Genomic DNA, 24368 nt, shown 5'->3' with positions numbered 1-24368 from the left:
GCCAGAATGTCGGAATAGGCTGGAGGCAGGGACCTAGCACCCTGGGCAAAGCCAAATGCAATGCATTAAGGCACAGACGCGTTTTCCGGCGTGTAAGAAGAGGGCCGATGGAATCCCACCGGCCCTTTCTTTTCGTCCATTTCGCTTGAAGCGGACTGGATAATAATGCTAAAATAAGTACATTACGAAGAACGCAAATTTTCACAGCCGTCTTATTTTCGGTACGTGAAGGAGCATCCGGAAACGGACAACAATCAAATTTGGGCACATAACTGCCACGGAGAATGGATTAAACTTACGACAAGTATGTTTTTTTCAATTTTCCGTGGCTTTTTAGCATGCAAATACAGGGAGGAAGTTGGGATGGCTACCACTACTAAAGAGAAGAACACGGCGACGACGGAGAAAGGCGAGAAACTTGGATCGATTGCAACGGGTGCTGGCCAGGAAGGTCAGGGCGTTCGATTGCAGCAATTATCGGATTTCCCGGGTACAAGAGGTCATAAGGATCAGCCGTTCCCATAACTGGGCAGCATATTCCTGCATCCAACAACGTCATACGTATCTTCATCCTGATCCGGAAGCGGACTTTGGTATACAGGTCAGTGCGAATGAAGAGCTGTTAAGCTATTGTAAGAACCATGAGGATTTTTCGATCCTGGCTTACTCGCCTTTGCTTAATGGCGCATACACGCGGCGGGATGTGGCTCTTCCGAAGTAGTACGAAGGACCGGAATATTGGGATAAAAACATTATGAACGTTAAACTCCCTCGGTGCGATTTACTTTTCTCACGAATGCTTGCTTATTCGCAGGATTTCACCCTTGCCAGAAATACAGAAAGATAGTAAGAGAACCCTCGGGTAGACCCGGACAACATGAGGGCGTGAGGAAATAGAGGGGAGGTTACAATCCCAAGATCGGGAAGACGCAACCGTTATTACCGTGACAGAGGAGAATGGCGGAAACGGTCGTATCGAGGTTGACGCCACGCTGGTCGCGGCCGGCAGGAAGCCGAATATGGAGTCGCTCGCGCTGGAGAAAGCTGGCGTAGCCGTTACGGAAAAAGGATTCATCTCGGTGGATAACACACTCCCGACGAGTGTGCCGCATATTTGGGCGATGATGTCAACGGGGGTCCGCAATTTACGTTGATTTCGTTATTTCCAGCAGATTGTACTATAGATGGACTGTTTACTGTAAAGTTCCAGATATCTTAGAAAGTTTATATTTGAATGCTAAGGAATTATATTTAGTTTACTTAACTTACATTACATCAGATAAAGATTTTCGAATAAGATTAAGTGTTTGGTAAAGCGGAATAAACACATCCTGACAAGTCATTATTTATTGAGCTAACTGGGAAACGGCAATCTAGGACCTTTTTTCGTCCATGTCTGCCGCTGCTTTTTTTTCATGCATGACTTGTTGTTTTTATACCAGGGGGATGCGGTGGTAGGGACGATTATCCGTATTTTGGTTAGCGCGTCGCGTCTGAATGGCGGTCAGCGCTTCTGGGGAACCATCGTGAAGTTCATGATGCTCATTTAAGCGGTGGCTTCTCGCCCCTGTATGATTTCATCTTTGTCTCCTCCGGCATCGGCAGTACCTCTCGCGACAGTGCTTTTTATGCAGCCGTTTGGTTCTGTATATGTTACAATTGCAAGTAGTTCATTGTAAATTTGGAAATATATAGGTTTCTTGGCTTATAAAGAAGTACCCAATTATATCATTTTCGTGATTTTTGTCCTATTGGCTTCAATTTATATTTTCTTGGAACCCTTACGACCCCAGAGGTTCCTCGATGTTAATGGGCTTATTTTGAATAGGGAGAATATTATAAATATGGAATAAGGAGCTGGAATATGTGATCAATCATCCATACAAGGTATTGGGGGCAATATTTATGATTTCAAGTGGATTAATCTATACTATTGAAAGATGTATGGCTAATATTTCTAATTCGTTTATTGTGGCTGGTTACGCGTCACATGGTACAAATACTAATTTCAAACCAGAATACCCGAGTTTCAATGATAACTTTTTTGTTTTGTTTTTCTTAATCATTGGAATTTTAATATTTGCTTATGGGTTAATTAATAAACACTGAGCTAACTGGCACGATAGTGGAGGAGCAGGTGCCGTGATACACTACCTAAACTATCGTGTTCTTTGAGTTGAAGCTATTTTTTATCCTTTATCTAACGAAGAAATTCTCCAATTCCCCCCACCTTCATTTAACCCGCCAAACCAATTATCAATACAGTTATAATAAGAAGCGAAACTTCATAAACAACGTTGCCGCGGGACCGATCATTGGCACTGCTCCTTTACCCGTCCACTAAGCTTGAGCTAACTGGGCACGATAGCATTCCTGTAGAGCATTAAATTACTGCTTTGCAAAAAAACGAGCGCCTCGGTACGATGGGAGTACGCAACGGGTCATAGCCCTTTAAATCCCATCATCCAGGAGGACGCTCTACTATGAAGTTTAAATCGCAGGACAAACAAAATCAACTCCTTGAAAAAATGACGGCCCAACATCTAGTCGTTGGGATTGACATCGCCCAGCAAACGCATGTCGCACGAGCTGTGAACTTTCGAGGTATTGTGCTTGGTAATCCCCTATCCTTCTCGAATGATGAGGAAGGTTTTCACAATCTTCTTCGGTGGATCCAGACGCTACAATCTGCCCATGCTTTAACGGCGGCCATTGTTGGCATGGAGCCTACCGGACACTACTGGCTTAACGTATCCAAGTGGCTTGCCGAACGTCAGTTTGAGGTTGTTCTCGTCAATCCGCATCTTGTAAAGAAGAACAAAGAAAACCGCGACAACACGCCCTCAAAGAGCGATAAAAAGGATGCTCTGGTCATCGCCGACATGGTCAAAAACGGATACTACTCCTTCACTCGTACAACACCAGCAGCCTTTGAAGAACGACGTGTCTTTCTCTCCAATCGCGACTTTGTCGTGAAGAGACTCGTGAGTGCGAAGAACCAAATTCATCGCTGGGTCGACGTGGTTTTCCCGGAGCTGCGGCAAGTCTTCACGAACATCATGTGCACCGGTTCATTGGCCACACTTCGTCTTTTTCCAACGCCCGATGACATGTGTACCTTACAGCCCCGAGATGTCATACAAGGTTGGAAATCACTCATGAAACGGCATGCTGGTGAGCGAAAAGCCCGAACCCTTATCGCTCTTGCTAGCCGTTCTGTGGGTTCTAAGCAGGCCTTGCATGCCTACAAGCTTCACTTGAAGCAGCTTCTCGATGAGTACGATCTTGCTTGCCTGCAGCTAGAAACGGTAGAGACGGAGATTGTTGCCGTTTTAGAACGGATTCCATTTGCGAAATTTATGCTTGCTGTCAAAGGGATCAGCGCCATTTCACTGGCTGGTATTCTAGGCGAGGCGGGGGATTTAAGTGGCTTTGTTCACGGGAATGCCTTACTGCGACATGCCGGTCTCAACCTCGCAGAAGCAAGTTCAGGCAAATGGACCGGACAAATGAAGATTAGTAAACGAGGACGATCCCGACTCCGACGTTTCATCTTCATGATGACGATGAGTTTAGTTGCGAACAATCCGGAGTTTAAAGCGATGCATGCCTACAATGTGCAGGTGAAGAAGATGAAGAAAATGAGGTCCATTATGAAGTTGTGTGGCAAGTTAGCGAGAATATTAGTTGGAATGGCTCGCAGCGGCGAAGCCTACAACCCTCCTAAAACCATGCCAATCCAGCTAGCAGCTTAATCGATACCTACCGTTTCGTTGCACGAATTTTGGCTTATTCGCGGGATTTCAAAGAAAGCACGGCGTACCGGATACATTGAACCAAAGGGCACCGACCCGTAACGATAGCAAGACCGGCCTCCACCCCTTGGATAGGCGTAACGAAGGAATGAAAGGGCATCGACCCGTTGAGGCATGGGAGTGAGAACCTCCAGGGACGGCGTGGAGAATACGTGCAGGATATGGAAGAACATGGGGGGAATAGTCTCCCCCTCTATTTCCTCACGCCTCCATGTTGTCCAGGTCTATGAAGTGGTCACCCGAGCGTCCTTCATACATATCTATCAAGGGTGAAATCCTGCGAATAAGCGAGCATTCGTGAGAAAACTTAATCGTATCGAGGGAGCTCAATAACGAGTAGTATATTCACTATTGATCGAGAGATAGAAGTTGCTGCGCCACGATGTAGCCCGATCCGCCGTTGATGCCGTGTCCTGGCCAAGTGGCAGCGCCCAGCATGTAAAGATTCGTGATCTCCGTCCGGTGGCCCGGCTGGGAAGGCAGCGGGCTGAACAAGTAGCTTTGCGCGAAGTCGCGCGATCCGCCATAGGGATCACCGGGGCCGGAATTCGGGTTGAAACGGGCAAGGGTGTCAGGCGTGACGACGGACTTGCCGATGATAGCGCCCGGAATGTTCGGAATATGTTTGCCTACTATGGCGATCACGCGCTCAGCGAATCGTTCGGTCAATTCTTGCGTCCACGTGCCATCGCCGACGTCAATCTGACCGGCAGCATCGCCGCGGGGGCGGCAAGGCACCTCAAGGACTTGGAGCCGCATGATCGCTTTGCCGACCGGCGCTCGGCTGGGATCGAGATTGGTAGAGCAATCGACCGTAAAGGTCGGCTTGGCCGGCAGAAGATCGGCAAACCCTTGCGCGATGGCTTGGGTGAAGCCGTCGAGCCCATCGGTCAGATGGGGCTGGCCGACTCTGGCAAACCGCGGATCGGGCCACTTCGGCGCTTCGCTCAGCGCCAGATGGATCTGAACGCAACCTCTTCCATAGCGGTATCGCTTTGCTTGGCCGCGTATGTCGGGGCTAATTTGCTCATCCGCCAAGAGCGACAGGTACAACTGGTCCGGGCCGGTGGAGGCGACGACAGTATGCTTCGCGTGGTATTCGTCTCCTTCCGCTGTGCGCACGGCGACGGCTTTGCCGTTTTTGACAATGATCCGCTCAACTCGTGTACCGGTTACGATCGTGCCACCCTGATCCTGCACTAATCGAGTCAATGCCTGTGCAAGCATCTCGCTGCCTCCTTCGGGAATAGGCATCCCGCCGCCCATAAGCGCCATCGCTGTGAGCGGCACCCAGATACCGCTACCGACTTCGTCCGGTGTGCGGCCCAGATGCGTGACCCAAGACGCCAGCATGGCGCGCATGACTGGAGACCGGAAATCGCTCACCGCATTGCGGGCGGTGGAAAATAGGGAAGCGGCGAACGCCGAATAGCCTTTGCCCCCATTTCGTTGGTCATATAGCAACTTCCGGATAATCTCTGAAGCTTGCTGACCAGATAAGTCTAGGTTAAACAACTCAAAAACGTTCCCCGCATACGGTGCAAATGCCTCGAACATACGTCCTAGCACAGCGCCGTCACCGGGGGCCAGACGCTCAGCCTCAACGGCCAAGTCTTTGCTCGAGCGTGAGAAGACGGCCGTCTCGCCGTTCTCCATCGAGACGCCGGTTGGAAGTTCCGTGTTCACGTAACGCAGTCCTCGCGCCTGGAGCGCTTCCCTGAAGTCTGCATAAGCGGGGCCGCTCAGGAACAGTGGGTGGGCTGCGGCGTAGACGTCATGCTTGAAGCCGGGCAACGTCAGTTCTTCCGTACGCAAAAATCCACCTGGGCGGTCATTCTTCTCCAGCATTAAGACGCTTCTCCCCGCTTGCGTCAAATAAGCGGCCGCGATCAGCGCGTTGTGGCCGCAGCCAATCATGATTACGTCGTACTTGTTCAACATCGATTCCCCCTCCGCGTCTATAAGCCAGATCAAGTTTAACGCAAACGAGCCGCGAGGGATGGCGCTTATTGTCGACCATTCCAAAATTTCCTTGCAGTAATGAGCGGATTTGTTCAGGAAAGATACCGGCATCTCTGCGGCAATCAATGTGAATGAAATCGCAAGGTGGAGACTGCCATAGCATTAAAAGCGGTCTTCGCTGCGCGTGGATAATAAAGGAAAATGATGGGTGTATGTTGAAGTGACAAATACAGATCAATTTATTATTCGAAGGGGGATATGAGAATGAGCTTAAAGGTGGAACCATTGTCTCTGCTAAAAGCAGATATATCAGGGTCTCAGGGTCTAAGTGGCAGGAAAGTCAGAGCTGAGGAGCTCGATATTGATAATGTCAGCTTTTGATTGCGGATTTAATCAAGAACACATAAAGGCAAGTGACAAGTATGGCTGCTTAGGCAGCCGTTTTTATTACTTTGCTAAAGGGCACTAGAGCTCAATTAAAAGGCTGCCGGCAATGAATCCGTCAGCCTAATGCAGTTAGCAAATATAGAGTGCCACTTACCGAACATAGAACCGGCATGCAGCTTTTGTGTTGTACATACCATTGATATTGACGGCATCGGCGGTCAGCTCCTCGATCGGGCCACCGTAATCGGCGATCTCGCCAGAATCGTCGTATTTAACCTGGACCGGTAGCTGCGCAAACATTGCCTTCTTTAGATCAATTTCTAGGTATAATTCCTGGCCCACAGCAAACATACGAATCGCCTCCTAAAGACAATATTCGTCAAATCAAGAGATATTCCTTCGTAAATTTAAACTTTGAAGGTCACATATTAGGCTAGTAGAAATAGGCTTATGTTGGCGCTAACCGCTCACGATAGTACGGAAATTAAACTGCTTGAGACTGGCAGGTTAGCGCAACAATTGCTCTCCTATTGCATCAAAGTTTGGAAGGCAGCTAACAGTCTGAGCACACACGATCTCGTGAATGAGGCGATGGTACAACTACTGACGGCTAGGCACGTCGTAATGCGGCACACGTTTCGTATAGTAATATTTCTATGCAAAGGAGATTTGCATTTTGAGAGAAGAGAGGATATTGCTAATCGATGACGAGGAAGGCCTTCTGGATATGCTGGAGAGTCTGCTTCGCAAAGAGGGTTTTGCGTTTATCACCAAAGCACTCACGGCGGCTGAAGCTCTACAGGCTGTTTGCCGCGCTCAATATAAACTAATCGTGCTGGATGTCATGCTCCCGGATATGGATGGTTTTGCCCTATGCACGGAGTTGCGTAAAATTACGCATGCTCCAATCCTATTTCTTACTGCACGTTCAAGTGACCTGGATAAGCTGCAGGGCTTGATCCTTGGCGGCGATGATTATTTAACAAAGCCTTTCAACCCGATGGAGCTTGCAGCCCGTATACATGCTCAACTTCGAAGAATATCAGTTTATTCTTCAGCGGAACCAAATCACGCTGAAGAGGTATACGAACACGATATTTTTACTGTAAATCCAACGACCGGAGAGCTTATCGTGGATGGGATAGACGTGCCGTGTCCAGCCAAGGAATTTGAACTGTTGCAGTATTTCTGCAAGCATCCTAACCGCGTATTTACTGTGCAACAGCTTTACGAGCAAGTATGGGGCTCGATGGTGCAAGGGGATGAGAAGACGGTCGTTATCCACATCTCCAGACTACGGAAGAAGATTGAAAAAGACCCATCGGATCCTCAAATTCTCGTGACGCTAAGAGGGATCGGTTACAAGCTCGTTGCCCCTGTCGATAGGAAAAAGCTATGAGTTTCATGATTCGAATTGCACTGCTGCTATTATTGGTAGTTGTTATTTTTTCCCTAAGCGTACAGTTAGTCTTGTTCGTGACTTTAGAGCTTCTTTGGCCAAATGCTAAAAATTCTGTTGGTTTGGAATTGTATGGATTAGGGGTGGCCGGCTTTTTCTTCCTGTTCACGTTACTGCTTATCGGGTGGTACTTAGGAAAACCGATTTACGGGATGATCGTATGGATCAGGCAACTGGCTAACGGGAATTATGAGGTGCCCGAAAGCTGGATTGCCATCCACTCCCGGAAAAAGGACACCCTTAAACGGCCTTATGCGCTCTATAAAGAACTGTATGATCACCTGCTGTTACTTACAAATACACTTAAAGAAAATCATCAGGACAAACTTAAGTCGGAGCAAGTTAAACAAGAATGGATTCAGGGCATATCCCATGACTTGAAAACGCCGCTAACTTACATTTCCGGGTATTCCGCAATGCTGCTTAATCCGGGGTACCAGTGGAGTGAAGCGGAACAGAAGGAGTTTCAGTCTGTTATCGGGCAGAAGGCCGCACACCTCCAGGAGCTTGTCCAAGATCTGAATGAAAATATCCATACGCAAATTCCGATTAAATTGAACGAAGTAGATCTCATTGAGCTTGTACGCAGAACATTGGCTGATGTCAGCAGTGCACCTTGGGCGTCCGGCTATTCTCTTATGCTGGATTCGTCGGAGACGTTAGGGCTTGTCGTATCTTGCGACTCGAAGCTGCTAATGAGATCTCTGCGAAATCTGCTTGTTAATGCGATTGTCCATAATCCGGAAGGAACCGAAATCGAGGTTCACATTAAGCGTGGTGGCGATCAGATTGCGGAAATTGATGTAGTGGATAACGGTATCGGTATAAACGATTCGCTGTCAAAAGGGGAAAACGCTACATCGTCTCAAGGACGATCGGGATTGGGATTATCCATTGCCAAACAGCTTATCGAAGCGCATGGTGGAAAAATGAGCGTGATGAGCCAGATCAATAAAGGAACTTCGATTTCGATTAAGCTGCCCTTAGCGGGGAATTAAGTTGGAGTTGTGTTTCCGTCTACCTCGTGTTTACTTGCGATCCCTATAATGAAAGACATCAGACCGATCTTTGTCGGCTCATTCTTTCAAGGGTACCGCAAAGCAAAACAGGAGGTTTTTTATTATGCATTCTACTGCTCAACACCAAATTTCGACCAGATCACTCAGGCTGTCGCATTGGCCGCAGTGGATCGGGTATGCAGCGGCTGTCTGGTCACTACTTTATGGTCTGCTAGGTGTTTTTTGGACATTGGGAGGAGAAGGATTTCCGTTTGGCCATGGTCATGACCCCAATCCTGAGTACTCGGCACTCGGTTTTGTACACGCGGAAACAGCGGCTCCAGTTATTGCAGCTATGGGCTTATTGGGTGCAGTGGTTAGCTTAATGATGACTTTGGCGCGCCGGCGACATGCAGGGAGTCTTCGACTGACTCTTTCGGCCTTTGCTTGGCTCTTAGCGATATTGCTTCTTCTAGTCGTCCCTGATTATCGTACACTCGCCAGTGTTGCCTACGTCTTCCTTCTTAAATTCAGTATTATAAACTGGAGTATACTCAACCAGTTTCTCTGCATCATCGGGGGATTTCTATGGGTATTAACCACCATTGCATACCAGAGGCGAGTCCATTTCGCTTGTGAAAATTGCGGAAGAACGGAAAAAGGCGTTGCCGGATGGACAGAGCCGGCAGCCGCAGCCAGGTGGGGCAGATGGGTCACGCTGATTGCTGTCTTCATCCCTATGGTGTATTCAATAACAAGAATTGCTTGGGCATTTGATATTCCACTGCTGGTCAGCAGTGAATTTCTTCACAGCATGAATGGGGAATTCCCCGGTATTTGGTGGTTTGGAGCTGCTCTGGGTCTTATTGAAATAGGAGGCTCAGTTCTCACATACGGACTTATTCGGCATTGGGGGGAAGTCTTTCCATGCTGGACGCTGGGCCTATCCGGCAAAAAAGTTCCACCCGCACTTGCCATCATTCCTGCTTCCATTATGTCTGTACTTACTTTAGAGGCTGGTTTGATGATGTGGCGAGGATTTCTCTTGGGTGCTTTTGCTCCAGGAAACATCGGCACTTTTGCGCCATCCCTTCTTTGGCCATTGTGGGGGCTTGCATTGGGTGCCGCGACGCTCGCCTACTACTACCGTAGACGCGGCCGCTGTAAGCATTGTGGTCAAGGTGAGTGATAAAGTGATGAATACTATGGGAGGACAACTTTCGCACAATCCACAAGGTTATAGCGCTGACACTGCAGACAAAAGCCTGCGTTGGTGGAGGAGGTGGCCCGCTTGGGTTGCGTATGCAGCCGCCGCCTGGTCCTTAATGTATGGGGCGCTCGGATTGTTCTGGACGTTTGGAGGAGCTGGTTTTCCCTTTGGAGTTAATGATGCTAGGGCTATGGCCGGGGAAACGATGTCGATGCTAGTCGGAATAACGCCAGAGGTAACGGCGCCTATTATAGCTTTTCTTGGATTGTCAGGCGCGGTGGTGGCACTGGCAATGGTGCAGTCATGGGGGAAGCGGATTTCCCGTTCCATCCCTGTCACATTCGGGGCCTTTATGTGCATCATTCTACTTTTTGTGATCCCCGACATTCGTTTGTTGCAAAATTTCGCCTATGCTTTCATGCTTTACTATGGTTTAGTCGATTGGCAAGTATGGAACCAAGTCATCTGTGTAATAGGCGGATTGTTATGGGGAGCATCGCTGCTCTCATATAGACGGAAAATAAATCATGCTTGTTCGAACTGCGGTCGGAAACCTGGTATTGACCATACGACGAGAATGGCGATTGCGATGAAATGGTGCAAGCGATTAGCATGGATCGCTATCATTGCTGCTTTACCTTATGGTTTGACCCGCTTTGCGTGGAACTTTGGCATTCCTCTCGGATATCCGATTGAAGGATTATTTGAAGGATTCGGACTTAGCTATGACGGGATTCGCTATTATCATTTACCGTGGCAAGCCTGGGTATTGGTCGCTTTGGATTTCACCGGAGCAATCCTGATGCATGGGCTGATCTCTCGATGGGGTGAAATTTATCCCCGTTGGTTTCCATTTAAAGCCGGTAAGAGGGTTCACCCGCTGACGGCGGTTATTCCTGCCATGATTATTTCGATTTTAATCACCATAGCCGGAGTTGGAATGTGGTTTTATACCATACAAGCCATCGTGAACGGTTCCTTCGATAACCAGGATTTTCTCGCGAACTGGGGGGCATCGGGGCCGGGATTTCTCTTTATTTTCTGGGGGGTTGGTTTAGCAGGAGCATCCATTGCTTACTACTACCGAAGACGCGACCGGTGCTTGCACTGCGGAGAACTCTAAATGGAGGATCAAAAATTTATGCAAAGATTGAATGCCTTTGAACGATTTACAAAAACATCTGTATGGCCAGGTTACGCTGGTTGCGTCTGGGCTGTACTGTATGCCGTTTTCGTTCGCTTCTATCAAGCGGCAGGTGGATCGATAGGTATTTCAAGTCCACCCAAAGATCCTGAATCGCTTTACATGGCAAGCTACATCGCTGGCCTCATCATCATGGTCTGTGGATTCATCTTGATTGCACTCATAAAGCCTTGGGGAAGGGTCGTTCCGAATTGGATCCCGTTCGTTGGAGGTAGAAAGATCCACCGGCTCATTATTTTAATCCCTACCCTATTCTGTACTGCTTTTTTAATTGCTCACGGAACCGCTGGAATCATAACAAGGGCCCTTAATTTGACAAGTATCATTACCCTTGATTACTTCCCTGGCTTTGTTGAACTCGATGTCTACAGAATGGTTCTATGGGTTTTTTTGGTTTATGAGCCGTGGTTTTTCATAATGGGCATTTTGGTGGGCTTAACGGCTGCTCATTATGCCCAGGCATCCGGTTTTCACTTTCTACTTTGAGAAGAAACACGGTCTTTTATTTGATTTTAGTTTTTCTTCTGACTACCGCTTTTTGTGTCCTCTATCGTTTTTGATTTCGTTGATAAGATAAGTTTTTAATTACACAAAAGTTTCGTCGGAAGCGCTGCAGCAGGAGTTTGATCCATGGGACATGATCGTCGATACAACGCGTATAAGAGACGAATTGCATTATCGACCGATTTACCCTTCGTACTATTCGGCAAGAGATGCAGGTGCACTTTAATAAAATTGAAGGAAGCAGCCCTCTAGAGCCTGATGCGTTTAGGAGTGCGAATTATCTTCTGATGGAAAGCAGTCTCCTGTCTTTAAGGTCGGTTCATACTGTACTACCATGAAAGAACAGATTTTCCGCGGATCCGATATGCTGCATGTTGTTTGTTATGGCAAATCATCAAGAGGCATTACGATAACATGCCAGTCTTGATTTGGCTGAATAAGAGGATACCAAGAGAGCTCCGTCCCGGAAGGGGACAGAGCTCTTTCTCCTTCCGGCGCTTGTCAGCCGCGGTAGGCGGACGGACTGACGCCAGCGGTTTTCTTGAAGACGTTGCAGAAGTAATTCTGGTCCTCATAGCCCACCAGTTGGGATATCCGTGCGATCTTCAAGGTCGTCGTGCGAAGCAGCTCCCGGGCGCGGTTCATGCGGATTCGCGTGACGTAATCGCTGAAGCAGATGCCGACGACGAGCTTGAACCGCTTGGAGAAATAATTCGGGTGGATGAAATACGTCTCCGCCACCCACTGAAGCGAAAGCTCCTCCGCGTAATGCTCCTCGATATGCCGCTTCACGTGCGCGATGATATCGTCGCACGAACGGTCGGTTCCGCTTCCGGCGATGCTCTCCAAATGCTTCAGCTGCCGGTCGATCACTGCAGTAATCTCGCACCAGCCGGAGAGCAGCTCCAGAGAGGCGGCAGGCGAGCCCGCCGATGCGCCCGGCAAGGCCGTGCCTTGCTTCGCCGCGTGCTTGCGCAGCATGCGCATGACCTCCGCATAGACGAATTCCAGCTGGTCGTAGCGGGCATCCGGCGACTCCGCGAGACGGCGGAAGAGTCCGCCGGCATACGCATGGAAGTCACGGTACGCGCCCTCATCCAGCATGGCCGGCATGACGCGCTCGGCCTCGTCCATCAGCCGCGGGCTGGCGTCCGCGGCTTGCAGGCCCGCTTCCGTTCCGGCTTCGGCGCAAACGCTGCCGCTTCCCAGCAGCAGCTGGTACTGAAGCGCTTTGCGTGCCTCGGTATACGCGAACCGGAGCTGTGTCAGCTCTTCCTTCGTCCCGCTGATGCCGATGGACACGGTCAAGCCGAGATGGCGCGAGATCCATGCCGCGGTCCCGGTCAGCGCTTCCGCGAGCGGCTTAAGGGAGAAGGCGGCTTCGGAGCCGAGAAGGGCGACGATCTCTTCTTTATGATAAGCGTGCTTGAAGATGACGGAGGAGATATTCGCGAGCGGGAGCAGCGTATTCCCCAGCACGTTCTGAACGGCGAACCTGGCCAGCGTTCCTTCGTCGGGGCCGAATCGGCTGTCCGCTCCGCCGCGGATCCGCACGACAGCCGCGGCGAAGCTCCGGCAGGCCGGCATCGCGGGCGGGAGACCGTCCCATCTTGCATCCGCCTCCGAGATGAGGTGGGTCAATTGGAAGTCCAGCGGCTGCAGATGGCTCTGCCGGATCCAGGCTCCCAGCTCGTGAAGCTGCGTCAGATCCGCCGCGTCCTTTTGTTCTTCGCGGAGCTCCTTGCACAAGTCGCCCAACAAACCGTGCAGCTTATCCTTGTCGATCGGTTTGAGCAGATAGTCCTTGACATTGTATTGGAGCGCCGTGCGCACGTATTCGAATTCATTGAAGCCGCTGATGATGACAAATTTCAAGCGTGGGCTCTGCGTCCGCGCCTGCTCGATGAACTGCAAACCGTCCATGCCAGGCATCCGCACGTCCGTCAGCACGATATCCGGCTGGCAGCCCGCCAGCTTGGACAGCGCCTCGAAGCCGTCGCCCGCTTCGCCCGCCAGCTGCAGGCCGAGCGTCTCCCAATCGATTTTGCGGATAAGGCCCTGCCGCAGCAGGGGTTCGTCTTCAACGATCATGACCTTCATCGGGATGTCCTCCTCCTGTTCGCTTGGGCAGCCGGAACGAGATTCGCGTTCCCGCCCCCGGCTTGCTATCGATGATCACCTGCGGATCGCTTTCGAAATACATCTGAACGCGCTTGAACACATTGGCCAGACCAATCATCGTCCGCGCGGAGGACTGCCGCGATACGATGTCCGGGGAATCGGTCAGCTTGCGGCGCAGCAGCTCGATTATGGCCGGATCCATGCCGACGCCGTTGTCATAAACGTCGATCCGAAGCGTCGCTTCGTCCAGGCTGGTCAGCGCCACCCGCACGAATTTGGGCCCGACCTTCTGCTCCAGACCGTGAATGACGGCGTTCTCGACGAGCGGCTGCACGAGAAACTTCGGCACGATCAGCTCCTCAATGCCCGGCTCCACGTCGATCTCGTAGACGAACAGCCCGCCGAAGCGGATTTGGTAGATGGACAAATATTGATTCAGATGCGCGACCTCTTCCCGGACCGTGGCGAGCCCGCCGCCGTTCAGGTTATAGCGGAGCATGCCCCCGAGCGCGAGGCAAATATACGAGATGCGTTCGTCGCCGTCGATCGAAGAGATGCTGTCGATCGTGCTGAGCGTATTGAACAGAAAATGCGGGTTGATCTGCGATTGCAGCGCCTTGATCTCCGCTTCCTTCTTCAGCAGCTCCGTCTCGTACACTTTATGGATAAGCGAGCGGATTTCGTACGTCATCTTGTTGAAGCTGTGCTGAATGGTGGAGAGCTCATCCGTGCCCCGCACGTCGATGAACGCTTGAAAATCGCCTTTCTCGACCTGCTTCATCCGCTTGTTGAGCTCCTTCAGCGGCTTCGTGAAGCCCGCGGCGATCGCGGAACCGATTAGCATCGCCGCAAGAAAGCTGGCGAGCGCAATCAGGACGAGCAGATTGCGGAACGCGTTCACCTTGTTCACAATGCGGTCGAGCGGCACGCTGCCGATGACCAGCCAATCGCCGTAGCCGAGCGCGCGGTAGAAGCCGATGTTCATTTGGCTGCCGCTTTTGAACCGGTAGTCGACGTATCGGTCCGGGACCGGATGGGCGCGGTAACCGGCGAAGAGCGGAGAGTCGGCGATGGACGCGTCGATCAGCTCGTGATCTTTGGCGAAAATAACCCGTCCCTGGCGGTCGACGATATAGTAGGCGCTGCCGTCGTCGTTGCTTAGTCCGATGAATGCCTTTTCGATAATGGCGGGATCCATGTCGATTTTGATGTAGCCGATCGGTGTTTGCGAGTTGGAGGTAATCCGCTTGAGCTGCTGGACGTAGCTGATCGTTTGCACGGGCGTTCGCGAGGTATTGATCTTCGTGATGGAAGCCGTCCAGAGCGGGTAGCCGTCCAGCTGTTTTGCCTGCTCGAAGAGCCGCTCCTGGTCTTGCTCGAACAGCTCCCTGACCCCGGAATTGTAGTAGTAATAGCTGGAGTATTCATCGCCGCGCGGACTGGCGATCTTGATGAAGGCAATGAGCGGATTTTGCAGCTTCTGCCCTTCCAGCTTGTTGCGGTAATATTGCTGGTCGTCGAAGTCCGGCAGCCCGCCGCTCAGGAATTTCTGCAGGGAGGTGTCGCTGAAATAACTGTAGCCGATATTGCTGATGGTCTTGAAGTGCAGTTTCAAGGTGTCGGCGGTCTGCTCCGTCATCTTCTCCAGACCGTCCAGGGTGGAGGCCTGCAGCTCGCTCTGCATGATCCGGTAGTAGGAGTAGCCCATGATGAGCGCGGTCAAGCCGATGACGACGAAGAAAGAGAGAATCAGCTTGCTGCGGAATTGAACGGTGCGCGGCCTTCCCAATCTCAGCCATCGATGATCCAGGCGATCAACCTCCTTCATAGACAGGTTGCGGGTAAGGGTTGGTATTCGACAGGCGGGAGGCTATTCCTGTCGGCGGCAAAGCAGCGGACGGAAGAGCTTAGAATATTGCTAAAGAGAGGTTACAAAATTATATAGAAAGCGCTCTCATCAAATTATACACTTGATTTGTGAATGATTACCATAAGGGAGGCAGCTAACTGTGAAGAACAAAAGTCGGTATGGAAGATGGGTGTTCGCGGCAATCATCCTGTCATTATCGCTAACGGTTACAGCCTGCGGAGGCAATAGCGGCGGCTCTAACACGGACACAGGCAGCGTGGACGGCAACAACGGCGCGGCGGCTGCCAATGCGGATGCAGGCACGAACGCGGCGGCGAACGAAGGAACGGCGAACGCGGGCGCCGGTAATGCCGGCGGCACGGTCGAGATCAAGGTATGGGACCAGCCGCAGAACGAGGATCCGAACAAACCGGTATGGGAAGAAATCCAGGCCGGCTTCGAAGCGGCGAATCCGAACATCAAGGTCACGCACGAGACGATGCCGCAAGGCACAAACGACCGCGAGGTGTTCGTGACGTCGATGGTCGGCGGCAACGGCCCGGATGCCTATCAATCGGCGCATTTCCCGATCATCGGAGACTGGGTCGGCCAAGGCCTGGCGCTCGATCTGACGCCTTATTGGGACGGATATGCGGATAAGGATCAATTCATTCCTTCTTCGATGACGGCCGGCACGATCGACGGCAAAGTGTACGGCATTCCGCATGACATGTACGCGACGGGCCTGTTCTACAACAAGAAGATGTTCACGGCCGCGGGGCTCGATCCCAATAAGCCGCCGGCAAATTGGGACGAACTGGTCGCGGACGGCATCAAGCTCACGGACACCGCCAAGAAACAGTACGGCATCACGCTGCTGGGCATGGAATGGGCGGACTGGTGGTTCGAGTATTACGTCTGGCAGGCGGGCGGCGACCTGACGCATCTGAACGACGACGGCACGGTGACGCTCGCCTTCACGGAAGAGCCGTCCGTTACGGCGCTGCAATTCTACAAGGATCTGAAGTGGAAGCACAAAATCGTACAGAACAACGTGCTGCAGAGCTACCAGGACAACATGAACGATATCTTCCAGGGACGCGCGGCGATGTCGAACGGTGCGTCCAGCGGCTTCGGGGATTACGCTGCGAACGGCATGGATCTCGCGGACGTCGGCTTTGCGCCGTATCCGGTCGGTCCGTCCGGCCAAGGCCCTAGCCAGATCGGCGGCGCGTACTGGATCATCAATCCGAAGACGTCCAAGGAGAAACAGGACGCGGCCTGGAAGTACATCACCTACATTAATTCCAAGGAAGTGCTCGAGAAATACCTGCAATTCCAGTCCGACAACGGCATATTCCCGAACCTGCTGTCGGTCCGCAGCGACGTGAACCCGGCGGATTTCGCGGAGAACGTCTCGCAGGAGCTGATCGACAACGTCAATAAGGCGGCGGCCAACACCCACCTGGAGTACTTCCTGAAGGAACGCTTGACGCCGTACGTGGTGAAAGCAGTCCAGAAGGCGCTGACCGACGAGAAATCGGATCCGATGGCGCTGCTCGCGGAAGCGCAGGCGGCCGCGCAGAAGGAAGTCGTCGATGCGTACAACGCATCCGTGAAGAAATAAATACCGGAGCGGAGACTTGAAGCGGGCAGGCAGCCGCAGAGGGCTCCGCTCACCAATTTCACGCGAAAGGATGCGGACGAGAATGAAAACAGCCCTGCAGCAGCCGGGGACGCCGTTGCGAGCGAAGCCCGGCTTCCGCCTCAAGATCGCCTGGACGCCGATATTTTTCCTGACCCCGGCGGTGCTCGCCTTTTTGATTTTCAAATATTATCCATTGTTTCAAGCGATCTACATGAGCTTCTTCGACTACAAGGTCATCGATCCCCCGGGGCGCTTCGTCTTGCTCGACAACTATGCGTACCTGATCCAGTCGACCGAATTCTGGAACGCGCTCAAGAACACGTTCGCCTTCTTCGGCATTTATTTCATCCTGACGTTCTGGATTCCGATCATGCAGGCGATTCTGCTGAACGAAGTCACGACGGCGAACAAGACGATCCGCGTCCTGTACCTGCTGCCGACGGCGGTTCCGGCGGTCGCCGGCTACCTGCTGTGGAAGTGGCTGTACAACCCGGATTACGGGTTGCTGAATTACCTGCTGCACTTCGTCGGGCTTGGTCCTTACGGCTGGTTGAATGACCCGCACATGGCCAAATGGGCGATCGTGTTTCCCGGCGTGTTCGGCACCGGGCTCGGCATGCTGATCTATTACTCGGCGCTCAAGGGCATCCCGGCGGAGAACATCGAAGCGGCTAAAATCGACGGCGCCGGACCTTGGAAGCGGATGTCCGCCATCGTCTTCCCGAGCTTGAAATTCGTCATCGGCATCCAGTTCGTGGCGTTCATCTCCGGCGTGTTCCTGACGTTCGACCCGATGTACATCATGACCGGCGGCGGGCCGGCGAACAGCACGCGAACGCTGTCCATGCTCGTCTTCGACAGCTCCTTCAAGGAGTTCCGCTTCGGGGTGGCGGGCGCCGTCTCCTTCGTGATGTTCTTCATCATCGCGCTCATTACGTACGCACAAATCAAAATGTCGGGCAGGGAATGACTCTGAACCTGCCGGGAAGGAGCCAGCCATGGCTGCACGGAACAAACGCATAAGGGAGCGCGGCGCTTTATCCGTCAAAATCGTTTCCTATTCGGTCGCCGCGTTTTTCATCATCGTCTCCGTCATTCCGTTATTGTGGATGATCAGCTCGTCGATGAAGGACAACATCTCCATTTACAAGTTTCCGCCGACCTGGGTCCCGAAGGTGCCCAAGTCCGTCAACATTACCTTGAATTACGACGGCACGAAGCTGCAGAAGCCGGAAGAGCTCGAATTGGACGCCATGGAGGCGATCTGGTTCACGTGGAAAAAAATGCAAAACGAAGCGATCGGCTCCATGCGCGTGACAGGAATCAAGGATGGCCATGTCGTATATATAGCATACATGCCTGCGTACAACTTCACGATCGGACGGCCGCAAATCGTGCCGACCCAGCTGGCCACGGACGCGACGATGCGGATCAAGCTGCCGCAAATCCGCGAGCGGGGCCTGACTGAATTCCGCATGCTCGGATCCGGCGGAGCCGAGTATCACGGCGCAACGGCGGTCCCGGCCGAGCTGCCGGAGACGGCGAGCACGGTCCAGCGGCTGATCTCGGAATCCAAGGTCGTCAAAGGAGAATTGCAAACGATTTCAGAGTCAGGGGACTGGAAGCGGCTGTTCGATAATTACATCGTGCTCTGGCAGATGGCAAGCGGCGATGACAACGCTTACGGCTTCCAGCACTTCCTGCTGAACAGCGTGATCGTGACGGGCGCGACGATCGTGTCCCAGCTGCTGATCGGCGGCATGGCGGGCTATGCGCTGGCTCATCTCGTGCGCAGGCGCATTGGCGGCTGGCTCACGCTTTTCTTCGTCGCGACAATCATGATTCCGGAGCTGGCGATCCTCGTTCCGCTTTACTTGACGATGGATAAGCTGCATTTAGTTAACACGCTGTGGGGCATTATTTTGCCGCATACCGCGTGGGGGATCGTCATCTTCCTGTTCAAGGGGTTCTTCGAGCAGCTGCCGGGCGAGCTCATTCAGGCGGGGAGAATCGACGGGGCCTCGGAGGTTCATATTTTCTGGCGGATCATCATTCCGATGTCCACGCCGATCTTCACGGTCGTTTCGGTCATGACGTTCATCGCCGTATGGAACGAATTCCTGTGGCCGCTAGTCGTGGCGAAATCGCCGCAGGTGTGGACATTCACAGTCGCGCTGAACGATTTTCAGAACCGGCAGAGCATGGGAGCGAACGTCATTATGTCCAGTCTCGTCATCGCCACCATCCCGCTTATGATCATTATTATTTCCTGCCAGAAGCTGATCGAGAAAGGCGTGTCGTTTACGGGTCTGAAAGGATAACAGCGGTTGTGGCTGCGGTGGCGGCCGACAGCGCAAGGAAGCGAGGGATAGAATATGGAACGCAAAGTAGCATTGGTTACGGGCTCCGGCAGAGGCATCGGCAGAGGCATCGCGCTGGCATTTGCGAGAGCTGGGTATGACGTCTGCGTGAATTACAACCGCAGCGCGGAGAAGGCGGAGGCCGTCGTGCAGGAAATTCGGGCCATCGGCGTGCGCGCCGAATCGGTACAGGCGGATATCTCGACGATCGAAGGCGTGGACGCGTTGTACGACGGTATGCGCGCGGCGTTCGGCCGATTGGACGTGAGCGTGGCGAATTCCGGCATTACGCGGATGCAGCCGTTTCTGGAGACTACGCCGGAGCTGTACGACGAAGTGATGAACACGGATTTGAAGGGGCTCTACTTCTGTTCGCAGCGGGCGGCGCGCATCATGGCGGAGCAGGGGACGAAAGGCGCGCTCATCCATATCAGCTCCAACCATGCGGAAGGCACGTGGTCGAACGCGACGGTGTACGCCGCGGCGAAGGCGGCGGTCAACAAGCTGACGAAGAACATGGCGCTCGACCTGGCCGGCTACGGTATCCGCGTCGTCGGCATCGCGCCGGGCTACACCCTGCTCGGCGAACCGAAGGATGAGCAGGTGCGCGCGCGCATTGCCGGCGTGGCCTCGCGTATTCCGCTCGGCCGCTTCGCCACGACGGACGAGGTCGGCGAGGCGGCCGTGTACCTCGCTTCCGACAAGGCGGGCTATATGACGGGCACTACGGTATACATGGACGGCGGCGCTCTGCTGCCGGTATGGGCGGATAAAGGCTAGGCGGAAGCGAAAGCGTCCGGGAATGCGGCATATGTGATTGGTAAACGGATGACGGCAGGCGACGCAGGACGAATCCAAGTGAAACGCAGGAGGAGACGAATCGTTATGAAAATCACCGATATGAAGCTATACCATGTGAAACCGCGCTGGTTGTTTCTGAAGATCGAGACCGACGAAGGGATAAGCGGGTGGGGAGAACCGATCGTCGAAGGCCGTGCGCTTACCGTCGCGACCGCGGTGGAAGAGCTGAAGCGCTACTTGATCGGCCAAGATCCGCTGCGCATCGAGCACCATTGGCAGATCATGTACCGGGGCACTTTTTACCGCGGCGGCCCGGTGCTGGTAAGCGCAATAAGCGGCATCGAGCAGGCGCTGTGGGATATTAAGGGCAAGTTCTACAACATGCCCGTCTACGAAATGCTCGGCGGCAAAGTACGCGAGACCATCCGCATGTACAGCCACTGCGGCGGGGCGACGCCGGACGAGATCGCGGCGAACGCGAAGAAGCGAATGGAAGCGGGCTTCACCGCGATCAAGATCGGCGTCGACGCGCCGGTGCGGCAGATCGACACGCTGGCGTTCGTGGAGAACGTGGCGAATAAGTTCGCGGCCATCCGTGAAGCAGCCGGCAGCAGGCTCGACATCGCCATTGATTTCCATGGGCGCGTCAGCCCGGCGATGTCAATCCGGCTTGCGGCCGCCCTGGAGCCGTATTACCCGATGTTCATCGAGGAACCGTGCCTGCCGGAGAACGTGGATGCGCTGCTGCGCGTCGCGCAGTCGACGAGCATTCCGATCGCCACCGGCGAGCGGCTGTTCACCCGCTGGGGCTTCCGCGAGGTGCTGGAGAAAGGCGCCGTCGCCATTGTCCAGCCGGATCTGTGCCATGCCGGCGGCATCTTCGAGGGCCGCAAAATCGCGGCGATGGCCGAGATGCATTATGCAAGCGTGGCTCCGCACAACCCGCTCGGGCCGATCTCGCTCGCTTCATGTCTCCAGCTCGACGCCTGTACGCCGAATTTCCTCATCCAGGAGCATCCGTCCTTGGCGGAGAAGTGGGACCTCGGCGAAGGCTATCTGAAACGGCCGTTTGTGGTCGAGGGCGGCAATATCGCCGTGCCGCAAGGCTCGGGCCTCGGCATCGAGATCAACGAGGAAGCGTTGATCGAACGCGGCTACGGCGGCGATTGGGATACGCCGAGACTGGCTTACGACGACGGCTCGTTCGCCGAATGGTAGGCGCGTTGGAAGAAGGCGGGGCCGTCGCATTCAAAGGCGCGGAAAGACCTGAAGCAATTCAGGTCAGAGGAAGGCATTGCGAAAGTTCGGGAGCTGACGAATGGGGAAGCGATTCGCGCACCAGCAGCGGTCGTGTTCATCAGAATGTTGCGAGCGCTAGGAATGATTGACTGATTCGTCGTGACTTGCGCAAATCAAATCCAGCCTGAGTGGAATAACTCCATTCAGGCTGACGCGAGGGGAAACAACAATGAAATTGAAAGTCGTACTTGTCGGAACGAAAGGCTGGGCCGATGCGCATGCCAAGGCATATCAAGCAAGCGACAGTATCGAACTTGTCGGGATTTGCGGACACTCGAATACAGAGAGATTGAATAAACTGGCTGATCGCTATCAGATTGCAACCCGTTCGTTGGATTTGGCCAAATTGCTGCAAGAGACGAGCCCCGATATTGTAGACATTGTCAGCAGCGCCGACGCTCGTCTGGAATTGATAAAGGTGGCCGTGCGATTTCCTGGCGTTAAGCTGATCAATATCGAGAAGCCGCTGGCGCTAACCCCGTCGGAAGCCTATGAAATCGAGGAACTTTGCAATACATACGGCAAGATGGTGCTGGTCAATCATCAGCATAAATATTTGCCGGCATGGCGCAAGGCGCAGCAATTGCTGCGTGATGGCGCGATCGGAGAGATCGAGTTTATTCGCGCTTCCACCAAGGTCAACATAATGGAGCAAGGCTCGCATCTGATTGATATGGTAATGTACTTTAATGATTTTAGTCCCGTCCGCTGGGTGATGGGACAAACCGGTCCGTATGAGGGCAAGGACAGCTCTTCAATCGTCGCGCCGGACGAGGCGATGGCCTCGATTTTGTTTGCCAACGGCGTGCGGGCTACGATTGAATGCGGCGCATTCGCGCGATCGCTCAAAGGTGAAACGAACCCGTTCTATCATATCGGAGTGGATGTATACGGCACAGAAGGGCACCTGAAGATCGCGCTTAATCAATCGCTGGAAGTGAGAAATTACATAACGGGCGAGCATACGATCGAAAAGTCGAGTTGGGAAGACAGTTACATGGATGCTTTGATCGATTATGTCAATTCCATTCCCGGATACGTGGCGAATCCGCAAGCCGGTCACATCTGCGATTTGGCTCATGCGATGCTGTCGTATCAAGTCATTATGGCCATCTACCATACTGCTGAATACGGAGGCAAGGTTGAATTGCCACATCGGTTTGAGGACAGTATTGTGGAGCGGTTTGCCGTCGATGCGGACCGGTGAACCAGCTCCATAAAACCGCTCGAAGGCTGCCGGCTTAATGGATTCGAAAGCTGAAATGAGGTTATCGGTGGCGTTAAATTGTACTGATCGATTTTCGAATGACAAGATTGGTAGACAGTAATACTTTCTTGTAACCTTGCGAGGTATTGTTGATGCTCTCGAACAGAAGTTTTGTCCCTTCATAACCAAGCACGTCGAAATGCTGCTTGACGGTGCTCAAAGAAACTTTGGCGAATTTGGAGCTTTCAATGTCATCGAAGCCCATGATGGATATTTGCTCCGGTATTTTGATGCCTTGCAGCGTAAGCTGCTCAATCACTTCGAGAGCCCGTCTGTCGTTCACGCAAAAGAGAGCGGTAAGCTCTCCTTTTTGAATTTGACTCAACAGCTTGGAATAGTCCAGATCCCGCTGAAGATATAAAATATCGTCATCTGGAGTACGTGAGGCGTTTACCATGGCATTGCGGTACCCGTTGTACCGTTCGTTCTCCGTACTCAGATGAAAATCATAAGCGGCAAATCCGATATTCCGGTGGCCTTGGGCAATCAGATACTCAACGGCTGCATATGCGCCGTCATGGTTGTTGCATGTAATACAGTTGACCGGATATCCGGACGGAAAGCGGTCGAGCATGACAAAAGGTATTGATTTTTTGCGAATTTCGTTGAGATACTCTTTTGCCGCGTCGGGGTTGGCTGAATAAATAAGCAGCCCCCGGTTCTCCGATTGAATCAGTTTCAGAATGAGTTCCCGTTCCTGCTCAACATCATTTTCCACAAATTCAATAATGAGCTTGCAGCCCTGCTGGTTCAAGAAGGACTGAACTCCTTTAATGATCTGCATATAGGAACTGTCATACATTTCGTTGCCGGAAATAATAAAGGTAACGTAATTGGACGTTTTATTGACAGAAGCCTCCTGATTCGCGACAAAGCTTCCTTTTCCCCTCACCCGATAAATGACCCCTTCATTGACCAGCTCCGTCAACGCTTTTCGCACCGTAATCGAGCTAACACCGAGCAGTTTGGAAAACTCTGATTCGCTCGGAATTCGATCATCCTTGCCGAGCTCATTTTTCTCTATTTGTAAAAGCACATAATCCTTTACCAGCTGATACTTTGGCAATATCGTATCTTTCTTGCTCATGTAAGCTCTCCTCTTATTGGACATATGTCCAATTATAACGCACTTTATAATAGAATGTATACTAACTTATTCTAAACCACTCGACTTCCATCGGCAAATAAGCCTTCCTGGCCAGACAAGCGTTTCAGCACTTGAGTTGACACAGACTAAGGATAGCAATCGCCCGCCAATCCTATATTCCCGGTGTGTTTCATTTCATCAAACCGGTTGTTCCCAGCCTCCATCCCAGCCCATGTGGCGCGAGCGGATGATTACGCAGTAAAAAATTAAGCATACTAACTTTTTATATTAAATTAAAAAAATCCATATTGACGCATAAAATAGTATGTGTTATTCTTCGCTTAGCATAATAACTTAAGGATTTGGGGCATGGAGAAACCGGCATTATCGTATAGCT

21 protein-coding genes are annotated in these 24368 nt (G+C 52.4%); 16 read left to right on the top strand and 5 right to left on the bottom strand.

The window, feature by feature from the left end; genetic code table 11:
• The first annotated feature begins 363 nt into the window (after window positions 1–363).
• The 5 genes from ACFOLF_RS00105 to ACFOLF_RS00085 all read left to right on the top strand — a co-directional run bounded on the left by ACFOLF_RS00105 (window position 364) and on the right by ACFOLF_RS00085 (window position 3755).
• The gene (locus ACFOLF_RS00105) at window positions 364–525 is read left to right on the top strand and encodes a hypothetical protein (protein ID WP_379114366.1); all 162 of its coding nucleotides are present in this window, start codon (window positions 364–366) and stop codon (window positions 523–525) included.
• Complete coding sequence (locus ACFOLF_RS00100; RefSeq protein ID WP_379219603.1) at window positions 482–721, top strand: hypothetical protein; 240 nt, start codon at window positions 482–484, stop codon at window positions 719–721. The genes ACFOLF_RS00105 and ACFOLF_RS00100 overlap by 44 nt, the downstream gene beginning before the upstream one ends.
• 223 nt (window positions 722–944) lie before the next feature.
• Window positions 945–1154: an FAD-dependent oxidoreductase gene (locus ACFOLF_RS00095; RefSeq protein ID WP_449290041.1), complete on the top strand. Its 210-nt coding sequence runs from the start codon at window positions 945–947 to the stop codon at window positions 1152–1154.
• A gap of 712 nt (window positions 1155–1866) precedes the next feature.
• Window positions 1867–2109: a hypothetical protein gene (locus ACFOLF_RS00090; protein ID WP_210047096.1), complete on the top strand. Its 243-nt coding sequence runs from the start codon at window positions 1867–1869 to the stop codon at window positions 2107–2109.
• A 374-nt stretch (window positions 2110–2483) separates the two neighbouring features.
• Window positions 2484–3755, top strand: coding sequence for an IS110 family transposase (locus ACFOLF_RS00085; RefSeq protein ID WP_379219371.1), 1272 nt, complete (start codon window positions 2484–2486; stop codon window positions 3753–3755).
• A gap of 408 nt (window positions 3756–4163) precedes the next feature.
• Here ACFOLF_RS00085 and ACFOLF_RS00080 read toward each other — a convergent pair whose 3' ends face one another.
• Together ACFOLF_RS00080 and ACFOLF_RS00075 are read right to left on the bottom strand one after the other, a co-directional pair.
• The gene (locus ACFOLF_RS00080; protein ID WP_210045935.1) at window positions 4164–5756 is read right to left on the bottom strand and encodes a phytoene desaturase family protein; all 1593 of its coding nucleotides are present in this window, start codon (window positions 5754–5756) and stop codon (window positions 4164–4166) included.
• 558 nt (window positions 5757–6314) lie between these two features.
• Window positions 6315–6515 (bottom strand): hypothetical protein, encoded by a 201-nt coding sequence (locus tag ACFOLF_RS00075; RefSeq protein WP_210045947.1) that lies wholly within the window; start codon window positions 6513–6515, stop codon window positions 6315–6317.
• A gap of 325 nt (window positions 6516–6840) precedes the next feature.
• Between ACFOLF_RS00075 and ACFOLF_RS00070 the strand changes: the two genes are divergently transcribed.
• The 5 genes from ACFOLF_RS00070 (at window position 6841) to ACFOLF_RS00050 (ending at window position 11521) form a co-directional block, all read left to right on the top strand.
• Entirely contained in the window at window positions 6841–7563 is a 723-nt protein-coding gene (locus ACFOLF_RS00070; RefSeq protein ID WP_210045934.1) for a response regulator transcription factor, read from the top strand.
• Window positions 7560–8621, top strand: a complete 1062-nt coding sequence (locus tag ACFOLF_RS00065) for a sensor histidine kinase (RefSeq protein ID WP_210045933.1) — start codon at window positions 7560–7562, stop codon at window positions 8619–8621. Before ACFOLF_RS00070 ends, ACFOLF_RS00065 begins: the two co-directional genes overlap by 4 nt.
• Before the next feature lie 124 nt (window positions 8622–8745).
• Window positions 8746–9810 carry a hypothetical protein gene (locus ACFOLF_RS00060; RefSeq protein WP_210045932.1) on the top strand — a complete coding sequence of 355 codons (1065 nt, stop codon included), beginning with the start codon at window positions 8746–8748 and terminating at the stop codon, window positions 9808–9810.
• A 4-nt stretch (window positions 9811–9814) separates the two neighbouring features.
• Window positions 9815–10954 carry a hypothetical protein gene (locus ACFOLF_RS00055; RefSeq protein WP_210045931.1) on the top strand — a complete coding sequence of 380 codons (1140 nt, stop codon included), beginning with the start codon at window positions 9815–9817 and terminating at the stop codon, window positions 10952–10954.
• The gene (locus ACFOLF_RS00050; RefSeq protein ID WP_379113663.1) at window positions 10955–11521 is read left to right on the top strand and encodes a DUF3995 domain-containing protein; all 567 of its coding nucleotides are present in this window, start codon (window positions 10955–10957) and stop codon (window positions 11519–11521) included. It begins immediately after the preceding gene.
• A gap of 519 nt (window positions 11522–12040) precedes the next feature.
• Here the strand turns inward: ACFOLF_RS00050 and ACFOLF_RS00045 are convergent.
• Both ACFOLF_RS00045 and ACFOLF_RS00040 read right to left on the bottom strand, forming a co-directional pair.
• Window positions 12041–13639 (bottom strand): response regulator, encoded by a 1599-nt coding sequence (locus ACFOLF_RS00045; RefSeq protein WP_210045930.1) that lies wholly within the window; start codon window positions 13637–13639, stop codon window positions 12041–12043.
• Window positions 13620–15488, bottom strand: coding sequence for a cache domain-containing sensor histidine kinase (locus tag ACFOLF_RS00040; RefSeq protein ID WP_210045929.1), 1869 nt, complete (start codon window positions 15486–15488; stop codon window positions 13620–13622). Before ACFOLF_RS00040 ends, ACFOLF_RS00045 begins: the two co-directional genes overlap by 20 nt.
• A 298-nt stretch (window positions 15489–15786) precedes the next feature.
• Here ACFOLF_RS00040 and ACFOLF_RS00035 point away from each other — a divergent pair, with 298 nt between their 5' ends.
• The 6 genes from ACFOLF_RS00035 to ACFOLF_RS00010 all read left to right on the top strand — a co-directional run bounded on the left by ACFOLF_RS00035 (window position 15787) and on the right by ACFOLF_RS00010 (window position 22824).
• Window positions 15787–17136: an extracellular solute-binding protein gene (locus ACFOLF_RS00035; protein ID WP_379113661.1), complete on the top strand. Its 1350-nt coding sequence runs from the start codon at window positions 15787–15789 to the stop codon at window positions 17134–17136.
• Between the two features lie 82 nt (window positions 17137–17218).
• Window positions 17219–18127 carry a carbohydrate ABC transporter permease gene (locus ACFOLF_RS00030; RefSeq protein WP_210045927.1) on the top strand — a complete coding sequence of 303 codons (909 nt, stop codon included), beginning with the start codon at window positions 17219–17221 and terminating at the stop codon, window positions 18125–18127.
• Window positions 18128–18155: 28 nt separating this feature from the next.
• Complete coding sequence (locus ACFOLF_RS00025) at window positions 18156–19478, top strand: carbohydrate ABC transporter permease (RefSeq protein WP_210045926.1); 1323 nt, start codon at window positions 18156–18158, stop codon at window positions 19476–19478.
• A 54-nt stretch (window positions 19479–19532) separates the two neighbouring features.
• On the top strand, window positions 19533–20297 hold the full coding sequence (locus ACFOLF_RS00020) for an SDR family NAD(P)-dependent oxidoreductase (protein WP_210045925.1): 765 nt from the start codon (window positions 19533–19535) through the stop codon (window positions 20295–20297).
• A gap of 105 nt (window positions 20298–20402) precedes the next feature.
• Window positions 20403–21536 (top strand): galactonate dehydratase, encoded by a 1134-nt coding sequence (gene dgoD / locus ACFOLF_RS00015; RefSeq protein ID WP_210045924.1) that lies wholly within the window; start codon window positions 20403–20405, stop codon window positions 21534–21536.
• Window positions 21537–21786: 250 nt separating this feature from the next.
• Window positions 21787–22824 carry a Gfo/Idh/MocA family protein gene (locus ACFOLF_RS00010; RefSeq protein ID WP_210045923.1) on the top strand — a complete coding sequence of 346 codons (1038 nt, stop codon included), beginning with the start codon at window positions 21787–21789 and terminating at the stop codon, window positions 22822–22824.
• Window positions 22825–22897: 73 nt separating this feature from the next.
• On the opposite strand, the gene ACFOLF_RS00005 is transcribed toward ACFOLF_RS00010, so the two are convergent.
• Window positions 22898–23971, bottom strand: a complete 1074-nt coding sequence (locus ACFOLF_RS00005) for a GntR family transcriptional regulator (protein WP_210045922.1) — start codon at window positions 23969–23971, stop codon at window positions 22898–22900.
• Window positions 23972–24368: the final 397 nt, after the last annotated feature.

Source organism: Paenibacillus sepulcri, from assembly GCF_042647105.1.
GTDB classification, from domain to species: domain Bacteria; phylum Bacillota; class Bacilli; order Paenibacillales; family Paenibacillaceae; genus Paenibacillus_Z; species Paenibacillus_Z sepulcri.
The sequence above is the reverse complement of the archived record's forward strand: the minus strand, read 5'-3'. Positions and strand labels throughout refer to the sequence as shown.

Excerpts from the sequence above, each read along its gene's own strand:
- ACFOLF_RS00045 (WP_210045930.1), bottom strand. The coding sequence starts at position 13,639 with ATGAAGGTCATGATCGTTGAAGACGAACCCCTGCTGCGGCAGGGCCTT.
- ACFOLF_RS00030 (WP_210045927.1), top strand. The coding sequence starts at position 17,219 with ATGAAAACAGCCCTGCAGCAGCCGGGGACGCCGTTGCGAGCGAAGCCC.
- ACFOLF_RS00075 (WP_210045947.1), bottom strand. The coding sequence starts at position 6,515 with ATGTTTGCTGTGGGCCAGGAATTATACCTAGAAATTGATCTAAAGAAG.
- ACFOLF_RS00050 (WP_379113663.1), top strand. The coding sequence starts at position 10,955 with ATGGAGGATCAAAAATTTATGCAAAGATTGAATGCCTTTGAACGATTT.
- ACFOLF_RS00065 (WP_210045933.1), top strand. The coding sequence starts at position 7,560 with ATGAGTTTCATGATTCGAATTGCACTGCTGCTATTATTGGTAGTTGTT.
- ACFOLF_RS00080 (WP_210045935.1), bottom strand. The coding sequence starts at position 5,756 with ATGTTGAACAAGTACGACGTAATCATGATTGGCTGCGGCCACAACGCG.
- ACFOLF_RS00105 (WP_379114366.1), top strand. The coding sequence starts at position 364 with ATGGCTACCACTACTAAAGAGAAGAACACGGCGACGACGGAGAAAGGC.
- ACFOLF_RS00005 (WP_210045922.1), bottom strand. The coding sequence starts at position 23,971 with ATGAGCAAGAAAGATACGATATTGCCAAAGTATCAGCTGGTAAAGGAT.
- ACFOLF_RS00040 (WP_210045929.1), bottom strand. The coding sequence starts at position 15,488 with ATGAAGGAGGTTGATCGCCTGGATCATCGATGGCTGAGATTGGGAAGG.
- ACFOLF_RS00085 (WP_379219371.1), top strand. The coding sequence starts at position 2,484 with ATGAAGTTTAAATCGCAGGACAAACAAAATCAACTCCTTGAAAAAATG.
- ACFOLF_RS00010 (WP_210045923.1), top strand. The coding sequence starts at position 21,787 with ATGAAATTGAAAGTCGTACTTGTCGGAACGAAAGGCTGGGCCGATGCG.
- dgoD (WP_210045924.1), top strand. The coding sequence starts at position 20,403 with ATGAAAATCACCGATATGAAGCTATACCATGTGAAACCGCGCTGGTTG.
- ACFOLF_RS00060 (WP_210045932.1), top strand. The coding sequence starts at position 8,746 with ATGCATTCTACTGCTCAACACCAAATTTCGACCAGATCACTCAGGCTG.
- ACFOLF_RS00020 (WP_210045925.1), top strand. The coding sequence starts at position 19,533 with ATGGAACGCAAAGTAGCATTGGTTACGGGCTCCGGCAGAGGCATCGGC.
- ACFOLF_RS00025 (WP_210045926.1), top strand. The coding sequence starts at position 18,156 with ATGGCTGCACGGAACAAACGCATAAGGGAGCGCGGCGCTTTATCCGTC.